General features: G+C 59.1%; 17 protein-coding genes. 4 read left to right on the top strand and 13 right to left on the bottom strand.

Features of this window, described 5'->3' with window-relative positions; genetic code table 11:
- Nucleotides 1-19: 19 nt before the first annotated feature.
- The 7 genes from AC1DRJ_RS02955 to AC1DRJ_RS02985 form a co-directional block, all read right to left on the bottom strand.
- Nucleotides 20-1,963 (bottom strand): response regulator, encoded by a 1,944-nt coding sequence (locus AC1DRJ_RS02955; protein ID WP_477800750.1) that lies wholly within the window; start codon nt 1,961-1,963, stop codon nt 20-22.
- Entirely contained in the window at nt 1,953-2,828 is an 876-nt protein-coding gene (locus AC1DRJ_RS02960; protein WP_477800751.1) for a sensor histidine kinase, read from the bottom strand. The genes AC1DRJ_RS02955 and AC1DRJ_RS02960 overlap by 11 nt, the downstream gene beginning before the upstream one ends.
- Nucleotides 2,821-3,831, bottom strand: a complete 1,011-nt coding sequence (locus AC1DRJ_RS02965) for an ATP-binding protein (protein ID WP_477800763.1) — start codon at nt 3,829-3,831, stop codon at nt 2,821-2,823. The genes AC1DRJ_RS02960 and AC1DRJ_RS02965 overlap by 8 nt, the downstream gene beginning before the upstream one ends.
- A complete protein-coding gene (locus tag AC1DRJ_RS02970) occupies nt 3,828-4,232 on the bottom strand; it encodes an anti-sigma regulatory factor (protein WP_477791645.1) in 405 nt (134 codons plus the stop codon). The genes AC1DRJ_RS02965 and AC1DRJ_RS02970 overlap by 4 nt, the downstream gene beginning before the upstream one ends.
- Entirely contained in the window at nt 4,229-4,591 is a 363-nt protein-coding gene (locus AC1DRJ_RS02975) for an STAS domain-containing protein (protein WP_477800752.1), read from the bottom strand. The genes AC1DRJ_RS02970 and AC1DRJ_RS02975 overlap by 4 nt, the downstream gene beginning before the upstream one ends.
- Nucleotides 4,592-4,595: 4 nt before the next feature.
- Nucleotides 4,596-5,447, bottom strand: a complete 852-nt coding sequence (locus tag AC1DRJ_RS02980) for an STAS domain-containing protein (RefSeq protein ID WP_477800753.1) — start codon at nt 5,445-5,447, stop codon at nt 4,596-4,598.
- Between the two features lie 243 nt (nt 5,448-5,690).
- Nucleotides 5,691-6,212, bottom strand: a complete 522-nt coding sequence (locus tag AC1DRJ_RS02985) for a DUF4142 domain-containing protein (RefSeq protein WP_477800754.1) — start codon at nt 6,210-6,212, stop codon at nt 5,691-5,693.
- A 219-nt stretch (nt 6,213-6,431) separates the two neighbouring features.
- On the opposite strand from AC1DRJ_RS02985, the gene AC1DRJ_RS02990 reads away from it, so the two are divergent.
- Complete coding sequence (locus tag AC1DRJ_RS02990; protein WP_150781221.1) at nt 6,432-6,674, top strand: HP1242/YdcH family protein; 243 nt, start codon at nt 6,432-6,434, stop codon at nt 6,672-6,674.
- Between the two features lie 108 nt (nt 6,675-6,782).
- On the top strand, nt 6,783-6,944 hold the full coding sequence (locus AC1DRJ_RS02995) for a hypothetical protein (protein WP_477800755.1): 162 nt from the start codon (nt 6,783-6,785) through the stop codon (nt 6,942-6,944).
- A gap of 117 nt (nt 6,945-7,061) precedes the next feature.
- Here the strand turns inward: AC1DRJ_RS02995 and AC1DRJ_RS03000 are convergent, their stop codons facing one another.
- The 3 genes from AC1DRJ_RS03000 to AC1DRJ_RS03010 form a co-directional block, all read right to left on the bottom strand.
- Nucleotides 7,062-8,156 carry an SMP-30/gluconolactonase/LRE family protein gene (locus AC1DRJ_RS03000; protein WP_477800756.1) on the bottom strand — a complete coding sequence of 365 codons (1,095 nt, stop codon included), beginning with the start codon at nt 8,154-8,156 and terminating at the stop codon, nt 7,062-7,064.
- Nucleotides 8,153-9,298 carry a sterol desaturase/SRPBCC family protein gene (locus tag AC1DRJ_RS03005; RefSeq protein WP_477800757.1) on the bottom strand — a complete coding sequence of 382 codons (1,146 nt, stop codon included), beginning with the start codon at nt 9,296-9,298 and terminating at the stop codon, nt 8,153-8,155. Before AC1DRJ_RS03005 ends, AC1DRJ_RS03000 begins: the two co-directional genes overlap by 4 nt.
- A 99-nt stretch (nt 9,299-9,397) precedes the next feature.
- Entirely contained in the window at nt 9,398-10,261 is an 864-nt protein-coding gene (locus tag AC1DRJ_RS03010) for a LysR family transcriptional regulator (RefSeq protein WP_477800758.1), read from the bottom strand.
- A 270-nt stretch (nt 10,262-10,531) separates the two neighbouring features.
- Here AC1DRJ_RS03010 and AC1DRJ_RS03015 point away from each other — a divergent pair, with 270 nt between their 5' ends.
- Nucleotides 10,532-13,162, top strand: coding sequence for an MGH1-like glycoside hydrolase domain-containing protein (locus AC1DRJ_RS03015; protein ID WP_477800759.1), 2,631 nt, complete (start codon nt 10,532-10,534; stop codon nt 13,160-13,162).
- Nucleotides 13,163-13,342: 180 nt separating this feature from the next.
- On the opposite strand, the gene AC1DRJ_RS03020 is transcribed toward AC1DRJ_RS03015, so the two are convergent.
- The 3 genes from AC1DRJ_RS03020 to AC1DRJ_RS03030 all read right to left on the bottom strand — a co-directional run bounded on the left by AC1DRJ_RS03020 (nt 13,343) and on the right by AC1DRJ_RS03030 (nt 16,575).
- Complete coding sequence (locus tag AC1DRJ_RS03020) at nt 13,343-15,190, bottom strand: amidohydrolase (RefSeq protein ID WP_477800760.1); 1,848 nt, start codon at nt 15,188-15,190, stop codon at nt 13,343-13,345.
- A gap of 295 nt (nt 15,191-15,485) precedes the next feature.
- Complete coding sequence (locus AC1DRJ_RS03025) at nt 15,486-15,800, bottom strand: SCP2 sterol-binding domain-containing protein (protein WP_007946492.1); 315 nt, start codon at nt 15,798-15,800, stop codon at nt 15,486-15,488.
- A gap of 64 nt (nt 15,801-15,864) precedes the next feature.
- Nucleotides 15,865-16,575, bottom strand: a complete 711-nt coding sequence (locus AC1DRJ_RS03030) for a histidine phosphatase family protein (RefSeq protein WP_477800761.1) — start codon at nt 16,573-16,575, stop codon at nt 15,865-15,867.
- 203 nt (nt 16,576-16,778) lie between these two features.
- Here AC1DRJ_RS03030 and sohB point away from each other — a divergent pair, with 203 nt between their 5' ends.
- Complete coding sequence (gene sohB, locus AC1DRJ_RS03035) at nt 16,779-17,801, top strand: protease SohB (protein ID WP_477800762.1); 1,023 nt, start codon at nt 16,779-16,781, stop codon at nt 17,799-17,801.
- Nucleotides 17,802-18,120 lie beyond the last annotated feature (319 nt).

Consider the following 18,120-nt stretch of genomic DNA (forward strand, 5'->3'; position numbering starts at 1 on the left):
TGCTCGCGAAGGCGGTCTGTCAGGCGCAGTCCAAAGTGCGCCGAACCTTGTCCAGCAGCTCACTGATCTGAAACGGCTTGACCAGCATTTCCATGCCTTCCCCCAAAAACACCTGCCGATTGATCGCGTTTTCCGCATAACCGGTCATGAACAGGATCGGCAATCCCTCACGCCACCCGCGGGCGACATCCGCCAATTCCCGACCGTTCATGCGCGGCAGGCCAACGTCCGTCAGCATCAGATCAATCGAAGGATCGTTTTGCAGGCGCTCAAGGGCGGCTTCGATGTCACCGGCCTGGGTGCAGCGATAACCGGCATCCACCAGCACCTCGGCAACGAACATGCGCACCGAAGGCATGTCCTCGACAATCAGTACATGCTCGCCCGAGCCTTGTTGATCCRCAGCCGTTGATACGACGTCAGCGGTGGTCAGGTCCGAACTGGCCGGCAGCATGATGGTGACCTCGGTACCGCGTCGGGCCACGCTGCGGATATGCGCATCGCCTCCCGATTGCCGGGCGAACCCGTAAATGCTCGACAGTCCCAGTCCGGTGCCTTGGCCCAGCGGTTTGGTGGTGAAAAAAGGGTCGAACACTTTATCAATCACACTGTGTTCGATACCGGTCCCGTCATCGCGCACCGACAGTGCGACGTAGGCGCCATCCGCCAGTTTCAGATCGCCGTGGGAATACGCGGCGTAGGTGCTGACCCAGATATTCCCGCCTTGTGGCAAGGCATCGCGGGCGTTGATCACCAGATTGAGCACGGCGCTTTCCAGCTGGATCGCGTCGACCAGTGCAATTGCGGCTTTGGAGGTCAATTCGAGCTTCAGCGCAATGTGTTCGCCGATGGTGCGTACCAGCAATTCTTCGAGGGAGCGGATGTGTTCGTTGATGTCCACCGGCCGCGTATCGAGCGGTTGTTGGCGGGCGAAAGCCAGTAAACGATGGGTTAACGCGGCGGCGCTCATGGCCGAGCTCAACGCCGCGTCGGCATAGAATTGAACCTTGTCGGTGCGCGCGTCGGCGACGCGTTTCTGGATCAATTCCAGGCTGGTGATGATGCCCGTCAGCAGGTTGTTGAAGTCATGGGCAATGCCGCCGGTCAACTTACCCAGCGCGTCCATTTTCTGCACTTGCAGTAACTGGGCTTCGGTGCGCACACGCTCGGCGATTTCACGTTCCAGCTGTGAGGTGGCATCGTCGAGCCGGGCCAGGTGCGAGCGTTCGCGGTGGCGGTGTTCGGTGACGTCTTCGACGAACACCAGGCTCAATCCTGGCGTGCGATAGGGCGAGATCTGCCACTCGGTTTCCCGTAGCTCTCCCTCAACGCGCAGGTTCAAAATGCCTTTCCAGCGCTCGCCAGCGAGCAGGCGCAGGCGCAGTTCCTCGATCACCGCGTCCTGGTCTTCGGCGAAGCATTCGCCCAGGGTGTCCGGGTCGACATTGTCCAGAATCAACCGGGAGAACGCGTGGTTGCATTCGTGGATTTTGAACTGCGCGTCCAATACCGCAATGGGCGCCGACACGTTGACGAAAATCTCGCGGAACCGCGCCTCGCTTTCACGCAGGGCGTTTTCGGTGTCGCGCACTCGCAGCAAAGTGCGCAGGGTTGCCAGCAATACGTCCGGGTCGACGGGGTGGATCAGGTAGGCATCTGCCCCGGCGTCCAGGCCGGTGATGATGTCGCCGGTCTGGATCGAGGCAGCCGACACGTGAATAACCGGCAACAGGGCGGTGGCGGCCTCGGAACGCAGCTTGCGCACGATGTCGAAACCGCTCATGTCCGGCAGGTTGACGTCCAGAATCAGCGCGTCGATGGTTTCGCTGTCGATCAGCGCCAGGCCATCACCGCCAGTCCCGGCCTCCAGCACGCTGTAGCCGTGTGACTCCAGGCGTCGGCGCAAGGCGTAGCGTGTCGCGACGTTGTCGTCGACGATCAGCAGGCGGATGTCACGTTTCATCGGCAGGCTCCATGGCGATGGCCAGCGGGATGATCACGAAAAAGGTCGAACCGACCCCCGGTGTACTCTCGACCCCGACTTCGCCGCCCAACAATGCGGCGAAGCGTTTGCACAACGACAACCCCAGCCCGGTGCCGCGCAAGCGTTTTTGCAAGGGCGAGTCGACTTGGGAGAAGTCCTCGAACAATGCGCCATGTAGCTCGGCAGCGATACCAATTCCGGTGTCGCTGACGGCAAAGCGCACGAAGTCCGTGCCTTCGAGCCGGGCCGATACCCGCACCTCACCGCGTGTGGTGAACTTCAGCGAATTGGCGATGAAGTTGCGCAGGATCTGTGCGAGCTTCTTGTCGTCGGTGAACAAACGCGGCAATCCCACCGGCTCTTCGAAGATCAGGTCCACGGCGGTGGCATCGACTATCGGGCGGAACATGCCGCGCAGGGCGGCGAACAAGTCCAGCATATCGAACCATGCCGGTGAAATGCTGATGCGCCCGGCCTCGATTTTCGCCAGGTCGAGCAAGTCGTCGACCATGTCGCTCAACTCCCGCGCAGCGGTGCTGACGAAGGTGACCTGTTTGTGTTGCTCGGGGCTGAGCGGGCCGTCGAGTTCATCGCTCAGCAAACTGGCAATACTCAGGATCGAGCCCAGTGGCGTGCGAAATTCGTGGCTCATGTACGACAGGAAACGGCTTTTCAGGTCCGAGGCCTGCCGCAATTCTTCGGCCTGGTTGTCGAGTTCGGCGTACAGCGCGAGTACGCCCTGATTGGTTTCATCGAGCTCTTCGCGCAGGGCGGCGGTTTCGCCCTGCAGGCGTGCGATCAGCGCCGATGGATCGTCGGGCGCAAGCGAAGGGGACTCAGCCATGGGCGGCCTCCAGGGCAACGACCAATACCGTAACATCGTCCCGGCCGCGACAGAAATCGCGGTGCAGGATGGCGGCTATCACGGCCGGATGACGATGCACCAGGCCAGGGTAGTCGTGCATGTTCCATCGGGACTGCAAGCCGTCGCTGTACATGATCAATAGATGTCCGTTCACGTGAGCATAGTCAAAGGGTTGGGCTTTTCGATATTGCCCGCCAACGATGCCGGGATGGGACGCCAGGCCACGGGATTTGTCCGCCGCGATCAGGCTGGCACCGATGTTGCCGATGCCGGTGAAGGTCAGTTTGTCGCGCTGCGCGTCGAATTGCGCAATGGCCAACGCGCCGCCACGGGTGCCGATCATGGCTTGGTGAATGTCTTCAAGCAGGAGCACGGGTGAGTCGAACGGCGCTCGCGCAAAGGCTTTTTCACCGGCGCGAGCGGCGAACTCGGCGTCTTCGCCATGGCCCAGGCCGTCGATTACCAAGGCGCTGAGGTTCGCTCCGTCAATCGCCAGGTGCCAGACATCGCCACACGCCGGATCGCGGGCCAGAGAGTGCTGACTGACGCCCAATCGCAGGTCCGCAACCTTGTGGGTGCGCGGATACAAGCGGGCCAACAGCACGGCGCCCCTTGAGTCAGCGTACACATCGAACACGTTGGCCTGACGTGACACCGCACCCAGGCCAATGCCCTGAGTGCCTCCGGTGGAAAAACCGTCCGCCAGGCACGCCTGCAAATCAAAGCCCTGCGCCCGATCCACCGCCAGCATCTCGATCCCGTGACCGCTTTCAAACGGCAGGGTCCGCAGGTGCAGTTCGCCTCGGGCGGCATGCTTGAGGATATTGCTGGAGAGCTCCGTGGCGACCAGCGCCACACGCCCCGCATCAGTGGCGTCGAAGCCGATGTGTTCGGCGAGTTTCTGCGCGGTGCGCCGTGCATGACCGATCTGGCTGCTGTCTTCGATCAGCAGGACGTCGGTCAGGGTGCCTGAGATGTTCATGTCCATCGGGTGATCGTTATGCGAGTGCCTTGGCCGGGCGCGGTATCCAGTTCGAATTCGTCCACGAGACGCTTGGCACCGGTCAGGCCTAGCCCGAGGCCGCTGCCAGAGGTCCAGCCGTCGGTCATCGCCAGTTTGATGTCGGGAATGCCCGGGCCTTCATCGCGAAAGGTCAGGCGCAAACCCACTCGCGAGTTTTCGTCGAGGATCTGCCAGTCCATGTCACCGCCACCGCCATAAACCATGGTGTTGCGCGCCAGCTCGCTGACGGCGGTCACCATTTTGGTCAGGTCGATCAGGCGCATGCCGCACTCGGTCGCCAGTTTGCGCGCGGTCTGGCGGGCCATGACTACGTCTTGCTCTATGTGAATCGGGTGAGTGCCACTGCTGCGCAGGGTCATTGCTCGCGTACTCGTGCCTGAAGCAGGCTCATGCCGCGCTCGACATTCAGCGCGGTGCTGACGCCGGGCAGGGTCAGGCCGAGTTCAACAAGCGTGATCGCCACGGCAGGCTGCATGCCCACCAGCACGGTTTCGGCGTCCATGATTTTCGACAGCCCGGAGATGGTCCCGATCATCCGGCCTATGAACGAATCGACCATGTCCAGTGCGGAGATATCGATCAGCACCCCACGCGCCGACGTCCGGCTGATGCGTTCGGACAGGTCGTCCTGAAGCGTCAGGGCGAGCTGGTCGTGCATGTCGACCTGAATGGTCACCAGCAGAAAGTCGCCCATCTGCAGAATAGGAATTCTATCCATGGGCTTATACCGTCTTGCTGACGGTGATTCCCAGGCGGGTCAGGGCCAGTTTCAGGGCATCGGCCAGATTCGCCTTAGTGACCACGCCTTGCAGATCCAGGCCCAGGTGCACGATGGTCTGGGCGATCTGCGGACGCACGCCACTGATAATGCAGTCGGCCCCCATCAGGCGGATGGCGGTCACGGTTTTGAGCAGGTGCTGAGCCACAAGGGTGTCGACGGTCGGCACGCCGGTGATGTCGATAATGGCGATTTCCGAGCCGGTATCGACGATCCGTTGCAGCAGCGACTCCATCACGACCTGGGTGCGTTGTGAATCCAGGGTACCGATCATCGGCAGCGCAAGAACGCCATCCCATAGCTTGACCACCGGCGTGGAGAGCTCCAGCAGTTCTTCTTGCTGGCGCTTGATCACCGCTTCACGAGATTTCTGGAAGGTGCGGATGGTGTGCATGCCCAGTGCATCGAGCAGTTCGGAGACTTCCCAGAGCTGCTCGGCGAGCACGGCCGGGCTGTCTTTGTAATGGCTTTGCAGCAGGCCAAACAGCGGGCCTTTGAGCGAAAAAATGAAGCTGGCGGTCTGGTGTGAATCCTGGCCGAGCAGGGCGCGACTGTGGGAGAGCTTTTCAAGGTACTGCCGCGCTTCGTCCCAGCCCGGCGCGGCGACGTTCGGCCCGTTGCCGTTTTCCAGCCCACTGACTACCAGGTGCAGGAACTCTGCAGTTTGCTGCTTGAGGTCGTGTTCTTTGAGGTTACGAGTAGCACCATTGGCTTCCAGGCCCTTGATCCATTCGGTGAGCAGTTGCGCCTGGTTATTTTTCATCGCATCGAGTGTGCTGATTTGCAGTGCCGCCATGTCCATGTGCTCCTGAATGAGTCTCTGCCGGTTCCATTGAAAAACGACCGGCGTGAAGTCAGTGACCTTTGCCGAATGAAATAGTTGTTCGTTTTTCGCAGGTTATTTTCATTACGACCGTAAGTTGCCCGGTAACTCTAGTCGGCGCGGCCTTGAACAGCGATTTTTTGGCTGAGAATCGGGGGAGACCAGGAGCACTCAAGCAGCAAAAAGGAAGACCGCATCAGCGGTCTTCCTGTTGAGTCATTTATCGGGGTGGGCGGCCTGGAGTTTTTTCGCCATGGCCAGGTGCTTCTCAAGGGCGGGCAACTTTTGCTGGGCAAAGCCTTTTAATGCAGTGGCGCCTTTCTCCTTGTCATCCGTCACTGTGTTGGCTTCTTTTTTGAACAGCTCGATGGTGTCTTCGTGGGCTTTGACCTGATTGTTCGCATATGCCGCGTCGAAGGATTCATCACGCATGTCGAGAATTTGCTCTTTGGCTTGTTTGACCAAGGTCGTCGTGTCCGGCACCTCGATGTCATACTTTTTCGCCAAGGCTGCCAGCTCGTCGTTGGCCTTCGAATGATCGGTGATCATCATGTTGGCAAACGCCTTGACGTCGGCTGACTTGCTTTTTTCCAGTGCTAAACGACTGGTTTCGATCTCTGCAATGCCGCCTGCGGCTGCACTGTCGACGAAATCATTGTTAGTGGCGGCGAATGCCGTGCCCATGCTGGCGCTCAAGGCGACGGCCAGGGCGAGGTGGCGCAGGGTGAATCCGTCCATTGGTTATTCTCCACACAAGTTTTTTGAAAGCGATCCAGTGATCGTTAATCTGTGGATGCCGGCGTTTGGGCAAAGGTTTTATCGCATTTGCGACAGGAYGACGAACGGGCACCGCTGGTCTGACAGGTGGTCGACAGAACCCTCAAACCAAGGCCATTCTGATAGTTGGTGAACGCAATCGATCGCGTTTGCTTCCGATCATCAAAACGGAGGTGTTCCATGCCGGTGCCCCATGACCTGTTTCAGGACTTGAAGGTTTCAAAGGAAGAGATCCAGCAAAAACGCACCAAGGATCCGTTACTGGATTCACTGATCAACAAATATTCCCAGGCGGACGCTGAAGTGGTGAAAGCCGAGACCGCGTCATCCGATGCGCCCAGTGATGACGTGTTGAAGAAGCTCAAGGAGAAGCGCTTGCAGGTCAAGGACAAGATCGTCCAACAATTGCAGGCATCGTCCTGACGCACCGTCCGAGCCACCGACGACCGGTGTCGCAAAATCTGGAACGGCGTAATAACCGGCACCTCGAAAATGACGAGGCGTCAATAACGACTCCCTGAGAGGTGCCTTATGTCTAATCCCGGATTTCCGAGTGAACAGGAGGGCGGGTATGACCCGATGCCGACTGGTGCTGAGCCCGACCCGTACGACATCGAAACCGAACCGGATCCTGAGGATGACCGCCCTGAGCGGGTGAATGAAGAATCGGCTGACGACGCAGATCCCGAATAATCCACACAAATCCCCTGTGGGAGCGGGCTTGCTCGCGAAGGCGGTGTATCAGTCRACATCAATGTTGAATGACAAAACGCCTTCGCGAGCAAGCCCGCTCCCACATTTAGATCTTTGTTATTTCTGGAGGGCTGTAGTGAGCGGCAACCGTGCCATGTTCGTTGCCTTCAGCGACCCGAAATACAGCCAATCCCCATACTCACGCACTGTCGTGATCGGCGAATAATTATCGCTGCTGGCATCCTGTAGATTGGCAATCACCTTGCCGTCCAGATCAAGCCCCAAGGCAAACGCGCGTTTTTCCACCGGTTTAGGCAACACCGTCATCGCCCGGGCAATCATCTTGCGCACGAAAGGGTGTGGCGCCGTGCGGTCGAGCAGCGCGCTGCGCGGCGCATAGAGCGCCACCCAGAACCGGTCGCGGCCGTTGAACGAAAGGTTGTCCGGCAGCCCCGGCAAATTGTCGATAAACAGGTCATGCGTGCCGGCTTTCGGTCCGGTCAGCCAATAGCGGCTGATCCGGTAAGCGCCGGTTTCGTTGACCAGTACAAAACTGTCGTCCGGCCCCAGGGCGACGCCGTTGGCGAACTCGAGCTTGTCCAGCAGCACGTTGGTTTTGCCGGTCTGGAAGTCATATCGCAATAAACGACCGTCGCCGCCATGTTCGATGATCGCCTCGCCATCCTTGCCGTAGCCCCAACGGCTGGAGGCGTCGCTGAAATAGGCGAAATGCCCCTCCGCGTCGATGGCCACGTCATCAGTAAAACCAAACGGCACGCCGCCAGCCGTGGTGGACAAAGGGATCAATTGGCCCTGGGCATCCAGAGAAAGCAGCCCTTTTTTGCCGTCCGCGATCACCAGCAAGCCATTGGGGTGACGCGCCAGGCCCAAGGGTCTGCCGCCCGTATCGGCCAGCACCTTGGTTTGTTTGCCGTCGATGCTCGAGCGAATCACCCTGCCGTCATGCAGTCCGGTGATCAGTGTGTCGCCCTCCAGCAACAGCGCTTCCGGCCCCGCGATGTCAGCGGGGCCGACACGCTCCACGCCTTTGAGGCGCTGATTGTCGGCGTAGACGCCGCTGGTGAGGGAGGGGGCCGGTGGCGGATTCCAGGCGACCGGTTGCACCTCCATCGGGAACACCACCAACAGTAAGACGCAAAGGGCAACCAGGAGCAGTGACAGCAGATGTCGGAACTTGATGGTTTTTTTCACACGTTGGCTCCGGTGGGTGTCGGTTGTTTTTGCGCCATCTCTCTCAAGGCCAGCATCGATTCGGCGGATTCACGCTCGATGCGCCGCTTGAGTAACAGCTGATTGGCAATGCGCATCCCGACACCGGCGAACCGATACTCCAGGGTGCGGGTAAATTGTGTGCCGTCACCCGCCGCCGCGCATTCGTAAGTCACCACCAGCGACAACCCGTGATCACCCCGCGCCTGGGCACTCCAACGGCGTCCCGGCAGGTATTCGTTGACCTCCCAACTCAGGTGCCCGTCGCGCCCGCCGGCCTTGATGTCTTCCTCAAACCGTGAGCCGGCGTGCAGCGGGCCGGCCTGACCGTCAACCTTGAGGGAGGACGGATGCCACTCCGGCCAGCGGGTGACGGTGCTGGCGTAGGCGAGCACGTCAATCGGGTTTCCTGCGATAACGATCTGGTGCTGCATGCGGGTCATGGGCGTTCTCGTCAAGGGCAGGGGGGAAGGCTCCGGTTCCCGGTAGAGGGTGCCGAACAGGTAATCCATCAGCGGTAACACGATGTTGAAATTGCGTTCCTGCATCAACTCGCGGCGGTGATGCAGTTCATGCAAGCGGCGCATCTGGCGGATCCACGGCAATCGCGTAACCGGGTTGCCGGGCGGCAGGTGTTCGCAGGCATGAAACACTTCATAGGTCAGGTAACCGAGGACCAGACAGCCGCCCACCAAGCCGGCGACGTTGGCATCAAGCCGGTGAAGCAGCCACCACAGCGGCAGGACAAGGAAGCCTGTGTACACCACGATCAGCCAGGCAGGAAAAAGAATTACCCGCCAGTCCCGGGCGCCGTCGTAGGTCATGTAGCCGGGTGCGAAAAAGCTGTGATGATCGCCGGCATGGCGGGCGTAGAACATGCGCGCGAAGCTCTTTTTGTGATGCCCCAGATGTCGATGCACCATGTACACTCCAAAGTTGAAGAACAACAGTGTGATCGGCACCGCCAGCCATTCCAGCGACTCGACTTGATGCACGCTGCTCCAGAATCCGCCGATAGCCAGCACCCCGAAAACCAGCACAAAAGCGCCGTGCAACCACGGGTTGTAGAGCGGATGAATATCGGCGCGATAGCGGCTGCGAAATACCTGGGTGGTTTGCCTCACTGCGCTCACCTCTGGTTATTGTTATAGCCAGCAGATTAGCTGATCTCCCCGCAAAGACATGCGGCAACTACAGGCCACAAGCGCCATGATCCGGTGTGTTCAACTCAGCGGATTCCAGCGCTGCGACCAGTCTTCATCAGACTGGATCACTTCACGTAATAAATCGAATGCCCGTTGCAGGGTGACCGAGTCGCGATCACGCGAATACACCAGGTAGGTCGGATAGCTGAATTCCGGCGCCCTGGGTACGAGCTCCAGTACACCGCTTTGCACGTAACTCTGGACCACGCGCGTGCGGAAGTAACCGCTGCCGCCGTTCTCCAGGATGTACTGCAAACCGAGTGGGCCGAGGTTGAAGCTCAAGGCAGCTTTGGCTTTTTCCGGCAGGGCCGCATCGTGCTGGCGACGGAAATCCGGGCCCCAGTCGATGTACACGTAAGGATCGGGTTTGCCGACCAACCGCACCAGCACCAGTTTTTCTTCCAGCACCTGCTCGACTTGCAGGCGCGGCCAGTACTCCGGCTGATAAACCAGCGCCGCATCGAGCACCCCCAGCTCCAGTTGCCGCAAGAGGTTTTCGCCGTCGCGAATTTCCATGCGCAGGGCATGGCTGGGTATCTTCTCGCGCAATTCGCCGGCCCAACGGAGCATCAACGGGTTGCACAGGCTGACCTCGCCACCGATGTGCAGCACATCGCGATAACCCTCGGGCAACGGCAAATCCCGACGCGCCGCTTCCCAGGTCTCTACCAGTTGATTGGCGTACACCACAAAGGCCTCGCCATTGGGCGTCAGACGCGCGCCGGCGCGGTTGCGTACAAACAGCGTGCTGCCGAGATGGCTTTCAAGCTTCTGCACGCGCGCGGTGATCGCGGTCTGGGTGACGTGAAGCTTCTCGGCCGCCGCGGCGAGACTGCCGTGGCGGACGATTTCCAAAAAGGTGCGGGCGAGGTCGATGTCCATGGGAAGGCCGGTGCGGAAGGTGCGGTCATTGTAAACGGATACCGCCGGAACCGGCTTATGTAGCAGCTGGCGAAGCCTGCGTTCGGCTGCGTTCGGCTGCGCAGCAGTCGTAAATCCGGCTATCTCGGTCTAACTGAAACACCGCAGTGCCTGATTTAGCGACTGCTACGCAGCCGGACGCAGGCTTCGCTAGCTGCTACAGGGAGTGTTCAGATAGGGAGCCTGCGAACGCACTACACTGCAATCGTCTCTAGCCCAACGGCCCCATCCATGACGGCAAAGCACGCAGCAAACATCCTCGATACCACTGAAGGCCAGCGTCTGGCTGGTGGTGATGCCGAGGCGTGGCGCGAATGGGGGCCTTACTTGAGCGAACGCCAATGGGGCACGGTGCGCGAAGACTACAGCGCCGACGGCGATGCCTGGCGCTATTTTCCTCACGAACATGCCCGCAGCCGGGCCTATCGGTGGGGCGAGGACGGGCTTGCCGGGTTTTGCGACAAGGCTCAGCACTGGTGCCTGGGACTGGGTTTATGGAATGAGCGTGACCCGATTCTCAAAGAGCGTCTATTTGGCTTGAACAACTCCGAAGGCAATCACGGCGAGGACGTCAAAGAGCTGTATTTCTACGTCGATGGCGTACCCAGTCACGCCTACATGCGCATGCTCTACAAGTACCCGCAGGCCGAATTCCCCTACGCGGACCTGGTGGCCGAAAATGCCCGCCGTGGCTTGGCCGATACCGAGTATGAAATCCTCGACACCGGCGTGTTTGAAGACAGCCGTTATTTCGACGTGACCGTGGAATATGCCAAACAGGCGGCAGATGACGTCTTCATGCGCGTCACCGTGCACAACCGATCCGATCAGCCAGCACGGCTACACGTATTGCCGCAGCTCTGGGCGCGTAACACATGGAGTTGGGTGGCGGACGGGCTGCGACCGAGCCTGACGCTTAGCGGTGATGAGGTCCTGGCCCAGCACCCGCAACTCGCCGATCGGCAGGCCAGCGCCTGGGGCGAGGAAGGCTGCCAATGGCTGTTCTGCAACAACGAGAGCAACTTCCCCAAACTGGATGGCGTGGCGGCAAGTGGTCCATTCAAGGACGGCATCAACGATTTCCTGGTTGCGGGCAATAATAATGCGATCCGCCATGACACGGGAACGCGGGTGGCTGCGCATTTCACCCTGACGTTCGAGGCGGGTCAAAGCCGATGCGTTTACCTGCGTTTCGCCCCGACAGGCACGACTCGGGTCAACGCCACAAAACTGTTCGAGCGGCGTCGCGCTGAAGCCGATGATTTTTACGCGGCCCTGCAAACCGGCATCGACGATCCGGATGCACGCAATGTTCAGCGTCAGGCGCTTGCCGGGTTGCTCTGGTCGAAGCAGCTTTATTACTTCGATGTCAATCAGTGGCTCGACGGCGACCCGGCGCAACCTTCACCGCCTTCCGGGCGTTCGCGCATTCGCAATACGCATTGGCGACACCTGTCGAACTTCGACATCGTCTCCATGCCAGACACGTGGGAGTATCCGTGGTACGCCTCGTGGGATCTGGGTTTTCAGGCTGTGGCTTACGCGCTGATCGATCCTGGATTCGCCAAGCATCAATTATTGCTGCTGGTCAAAGACCGCTTCATGCACCCCAACGGCCAGTTACCGGCCTACGAATGGCGTTTCGACGACGCTAACCCGCCGGTTCATGCCTGGGCTTGTTGGCGGGTTTATCAGCAGGACATGGCGCTGACGGGCGTCGGCGACATGGACTTCCTTGAACGGATCTTCCACAAACTGCTGCTGAATTTTTCCTGGTGGGTCAATCGCAAGGATGCCGAAGGCCGCAACCTGTTTCAGGGCGGTTTTCTGGGGCTGGATAATATTGCGTTGTTCGATCGTTCGGCGTTGTTGCCACCCGGTTATCAACTGGATCAGGCGGACGGTACGGCGTGGGTGGCCGCCTATGCGCTGGACCTGATGCGTATCGCGCTGGAGTTGGCCAAGCGCAATAGCGTGTACGTCGATATAGCGGTGAAGTTCTTCGAACACTTTCTCTACATCGCCGGGGCAATCAATAAGGTCGACTCCGACGCCGAAGGGTTGTGGGACGAACAGGACCAGTTTTTCTATGACGTATTGCACCGACCCGGTGGTGTAAACGAACCGCTGCGTTTGCGCTCGATTGTCGGCCTGATGCCTCTGTTTGCCGTGCAGGTGTTGGAGCAACACGAGCATGAAGGTTTACCCGGGTTGCGCGAGCGTTTACTCGGTTTTATGCGTCACCGCCCGGATCTCGCCAGTCTGGTTTCACGCTGGACCGAACCTGGCGAAGGCAATCGGATGCTTCTGGCATTGTTGCGTGGCGAGCGCACCAAGGACCTGCTCAAGCGCATGCTCGATGAAAGCGAGTTTCTTTCCGGGTTCGGTATTCGTTCATTGTCCAAGGCCTTCGCCGAACAGCCTTTCGGCCTGCAAATCGATGGTGAACGGCTCTGCGCCCATTACGAGCCGGGAGAATCCGAATCGCGCCTGTACGGTGGCAATTCCAACTGGCGCGGGCCAGTGTGGATGCCGATCAACTACATGCTGATCGAATCCTTGCGCGAATTTCATCGCTATTACGACCAGGACTTTTCGGTGGAATACCCTACGGGGTCAGGGTTCTTGGCGTCATTGGAAGAGGTCGCCGACAGTTTGAGTCAGCGACTGACAAGGCTTGTCCTTCGTGATGAAGCGGGCAATCGGCCGTCAATGGCAGCATATCCGCAGTTACAGGCGGATCCCGGCAGTCGCGATCTGGTGTTGTTCCATGAATTTTTTCACGGGGAAACCGGACGCGGACTGGGGGCCAGCCATCAGACGGGATGGAGTGCGCTGATCGCGTTGTTGTTGCAGCCATGATCTTCTGCCCGGTCCAGACCTAATGTGGGAGCCATGAGCTTCTGCCCGGCACAGACCTAATGTGGGAGCGGGCTTGCTCGCGAAGGCGTCGTATCATTCAACATTGATGTCGACTGACACGACGCCTTCGCGAGCAAGCCCGCTCCCACATTGGATTTTCTGTGTTTGTTGGGTCATTGTTCAAAACGCAAAACACGAACAGCCAAACGCCCCCCAAAATCCCTGGAAGTCACTGACCGGCGCTGATGATAGTCGCACCCGCTCATGGCTGTGCGCATGTACCGCGCAGGCACCTGCGCATTGATGAACCTGCGCTGTCACCGGCGTCAGATGTTTCCAGTGCCCCGGCACTGTGGTAACCGGAGACCATTCAGGTACCACGGGAATCGGCGGCGGCCCAAGTTTTTCGAACTCACTGGTGGCATGAACAATTTTTCCGTCGACAATGGTCAGCACCGACTCGATCCATTTGATCGCCTCATCTTCGATGTGGAAATAGTCCGCCGACAGCGCAATCAAATCCGCCAATTGCCCGACTTTTATTTGACCCTTCTTGCCTTGTTCCGAGGAGAACCAGGCGCTGCCATGGGTGAAGAGTTCCAGCGCGGTATCGCGGCTCAAGCCTTGCGGGTAAAGCTCCAGTCCGCCGACGGTGCGACCGCTGACCAGCCAATACATCGAGGTCCATGGGTTGTAGCTGGAAACGCGGGTGGCATCGGTGCCGGCGCCAACCGGGATGCCTTCGGCCAACATGCGCGCAATTGGTGGCGTATGTTCCGCCGCCTTGGCGCCATAACGGTCGACGAAGTATTCACCCTGGAATGCCATGCGGTCCTGAATCGCAATGCCACCGCCCAAGGCTTTTACCCGTTCGATGTTCTGCGGTGTAATCGTTTCGGCGTGGTCGAAAAACCAGGGCAGGCCATTGAACGGAATGTCGCGGTTAACCTTTTCGAATACGTCGAGCATGCGGCTGATGGATTCGTTGTACGTCGCGTGCAAGCGAAACGGCCAGCGCTGTTCCACCAGATGCCGTACCACCGGTTCCAGTTCCTGTTCCATGGTTTGCGGCAAGTCGGGGCGTGGTTCGAGGAAGTCTTCGAAGTCCGCCGCCGAGAACACCAGCATTTCCCCGGCACCGTTGTGCCGCAGGAAATCGTCGCCCTGGCCGTAATGAGAGGTACTGGTCCAGTTTTTGAAGTCGGTGAGTTCTTCCTTGGGTTTCTGAGTGAAGAGGTTGTAGGCGATGCGCACCGTGAGTTGTTGGTCTTTGGCCAGTTGCTGGATGACTTGATAGTCGTCGGGATAGTTCTGATAGCCGCCGCCGGCATCGATCGCGCTGGTGATGCCAAGGCGATTGAGTTCACGCATGAACTGGCGGGTTGAGTTGACCTGATACTCCAGCGGTAACTTGGGGCCCTTGGCCAGGGTCGAGTAAAGAATCATCGCGTTCGGCCGGGCGATCAGCATGCCGGTAGGATCGCCATTGGCATCGCGCTGGATTTCACCGCCGAGTGGGTTCGGCGTGTCGCGTGTGTAGCCGACCACTCTCAGTGCGGCGCGATTGAGCAGGGCGCGGTCGTAGAGGTGCAGGACGAACACCGGGGTGTCCGGCGCCGCTTTGTTCAGTTCATCAAGGGTCGGCAGGCGTTTCTCGGCAAACTGGAACTCGTTCCAGCCCCCGACTACCCGCACCCATTGCGGTGTGGGTGTGCGATCCGCCTGGTCCTTGAGCATGCGTAAGGCATCGACCAGTGACGGCACGCCCTCCCAGCGCAGTTCGAGGTTGTAATTGAGACCGCCCCGGATCAAATGCAGGTGCGAGTCATTGAGGCCGGGAATCACCGTGCGACCGTGCAGGTCGACGATTTGCGTGCCGGGGCCTTGCAGGGCCATGGCTTGGGCATCGCTGCCGACCACAACAAAGCGCCCGTCCTTGATCGCGACAGCGCTGGCCTGGGGTTTTTTGCGATCAACGGTGTGCAGGCGTCCGTTGTACAGAATGAGGTCGGCCGGGGTATCGGGCATGGTCTTACTCCCTGCGAATAGCGGGCTGATCCAGGCACCGACAGCACCTGCCGAAAGGCCTTGCAGTATACGTCGGCGGTTAAAACCGTCAGGGTCGTCAGGTGGGCTCATGGCCGTGCTCCGCGCAAAATCAGTCGGGGGCAAACAGCCGATCTCTGACGGATGCGGCCAGAAGGAATATAGACGGTGAATCCGCAGCGGGGCGTTTTCCGGGGATGGAAAACGACGAATCCCGCCACAAGGGGCGGGATTCGTTGATAGCCAGACAGGTTCCCGAAGGTCGGGAACCGCCGTCTTAGCTTGGGAACAGCTCGGACAGTTTCATCGCCAGCATCATGTCGCCTTCAGCGCGCAGTTTGCCGCCCATGAACGCTTGCATGCCGTCGGTCGAACCGTCAACGATGCCTTGCAGGGTTTCGCCGTCCATCACCAGAGTAACCTGGGCGTCAGGGTTTTCGCCTTCTTGCAGCTCGCAGGTGCTGTCTTTGACGATCAGCGAGAAGTTCTTGGTGTCGTCGATGCGGAAACCGAAAACCAGGTCCAGACCGGCAGCAGCGGCTGGGTTGAACTTGGCTTTCATTGCTTGTACGGCATCAGCTACGGAGGTCATGGTTTGATCCTTTCTTGGGTAATTAGAGCTGGGTGATTACAGCCAGGGTCACAATATTCCGGACTCAGCGAAACGTGATGAGATCCGGGGTCTTCAACAGTTGCAGGTGTGCATGATTGTTGAAGGAAGCCAGTGCCACCTCGCGACCACGGAACTTCAAGTGGTGTACCGAGGTGTTGACGATTTGCCAGTTCAGCTCGAATGCCTGCTTGGCCGGCATTTGTGTAATGAGGTGGAGCAGGGCCGTGATGGTGCCGCCGGACGTAAACACGGCGATTTTCTGTTTATTGTCGGCGCTTTCCAGAATTCGTTGCAGTCCGCCGTGCACACGCTCCACAAAACCCAGCCAGCTTTCCAGACCAGGCGTGTCATAGGAACCGGTGAGCCAGCGTTCGATGATCAAGGCAAAGATGCGCTGGAATTCGGCGCGGTTTTGCGCGGCGTTGCGCAGGATGTCCAGGGCCTCCGGTTCGTCGTCCAGCATGGCCGGCAGCAACGCGCGGATCGCCGCGTCGGCGTCGAACTCATTGAACGCGGGATCAATTTCCAGGGGCGGCACTGGCAGGCCCGCGGCCGCGTACTGTTCCATCGCGCTATTGGCGGTATGTTGTTGGCGGCGCAGGTCGCCTGAAAGGCAGCGATCGAAGCTGATGCCCAGTTCGACCAGGTATTGGCCGAGGATTTCTGCCTGGCGAATACCGGTCGGCGACAGGACGTCATAGTCGTCTGCACCAAAGGAGGCCTGGCCATGTCGAATCAAATAGATACTGCCCACGTCCGCGTCGTCCCGGTACGTTGAAGGTTTGGCGAGGTTATGAGGATGGCAGTGAGCTGTCAATGAAAAAACATACGCTTGTTTGAAATGGCTGTTGCAGGGCTGTTGCCAGAGGTTTCACGGCTGGTCGCCGAGCTGGCGCATGGGTATGCTGAACATATCCCGCGCGTGTTTAAGCCGTGCATCGTAATGAAGGAGTCACTGTGGAGTTTTTGTCTGAATACGCCAGTTTTCTGGCCAAGACCGTGACGCTGGTGATCGCCATTCTGGTGGTCATGGCCAGTTTTGCGGCATTGCGCAGCAAAGGTCGACGCAAATCGGCCGGCCAATTGCAGGTCAGCAAACTGAATGATTTCTACAAAGGGCTGCGCGAACGCCTGGAGCAGACCTTGCTCGACAAGGATCAGCTCAAGGCCTTGCGCAAGTCCCAGGCTAAATCCGAGAAAAAGCAAAAGAAAACCCCCGAGACCAAACAGCGCGTGTTCGTGCTGGATTTCGACGGCGACATCAAAGCCTCGGCTACCGAAAACCTGCGCCACGAAATTACCGCGCTGCTGACGCTTGCCACGCCCAAGGATGAAGTAGTGCTGCGTCTGGAAAGCGGTGGCGGCATGGTTCACAGCTACGGCCTGGCGTCCTCGCAGCTGGCGCGCATCCGCAATGCTGGCGTGCCGTTGACCATCTGCATCGACAAGGTCGCGGCCAGCGGCGGCTACATGATGGCGTGCATCGGCGAGAAGATCATCAGCGCACCGTTCGCGATCCTCGGCTCGATTGGTGTGGTGGCGCAACTGCCTAACGTCAATCGCTTGCTGAAAAAACACGACATCGATTTCGAAGTGCTGACGGCCGGCGAATACAAACGCACCCTGACCGTGTTTGGCGAAAACACCGAAAAAGGGCGTGAGAAGTTCCAGGAAGACCTGGACATTACCCATCAACTTTTCAAGAACTTCGTCGCGCGTTATCGCCCTCAACTGGCCATCGATGACGTAGCCACCGGTGAAGTCTGGCTCGGTATCGCAGCCCTCGACAAGCAACTGGTTGACGAACTGAAGACCAGCGATGAATACCTCGCCGAACGGGCAAAAAAAGCCGAGCTCTTTCACCTGCATTACGCCGAGCGAAAAAGCCTGCAAGAGCGTATCGGCATGGCTGCCAGCGGTTCGGTCGATCGCGTTTTGCTGACTTGGTGGAGCCGGTTGACCCAGCAACGCTTCTGGTAATCGCCAGAAAAACACCGGTTTGAAGAAAAAACCGGGGCTCATGTCCCGATGCTGGCCAGTCAGGCCACGACATATTTGTAGCAGTCGACGCAGGCTTCGCCAGCTGCTACGGATTGTGTCGTTCCTTGACTGATCGGCATTAGGCGTGTGCTCCGGTTTCTTTTTTTGTATTCCGGCTCCGTCCACATTCCTTCCTGAAAGGGCGAAACCTCCTAAGTCGGCTGTCGGTGCCGTCCTGCATCCTGTTGAATCGCGACTGGTTAGGGTGGTGTTCCAACTGTTCGCAATGGAATGCACATGATCGACCTCAACCATGACA

The organism is Pseudomonas sp. P5_B2, from assembly GCF_056400445.1.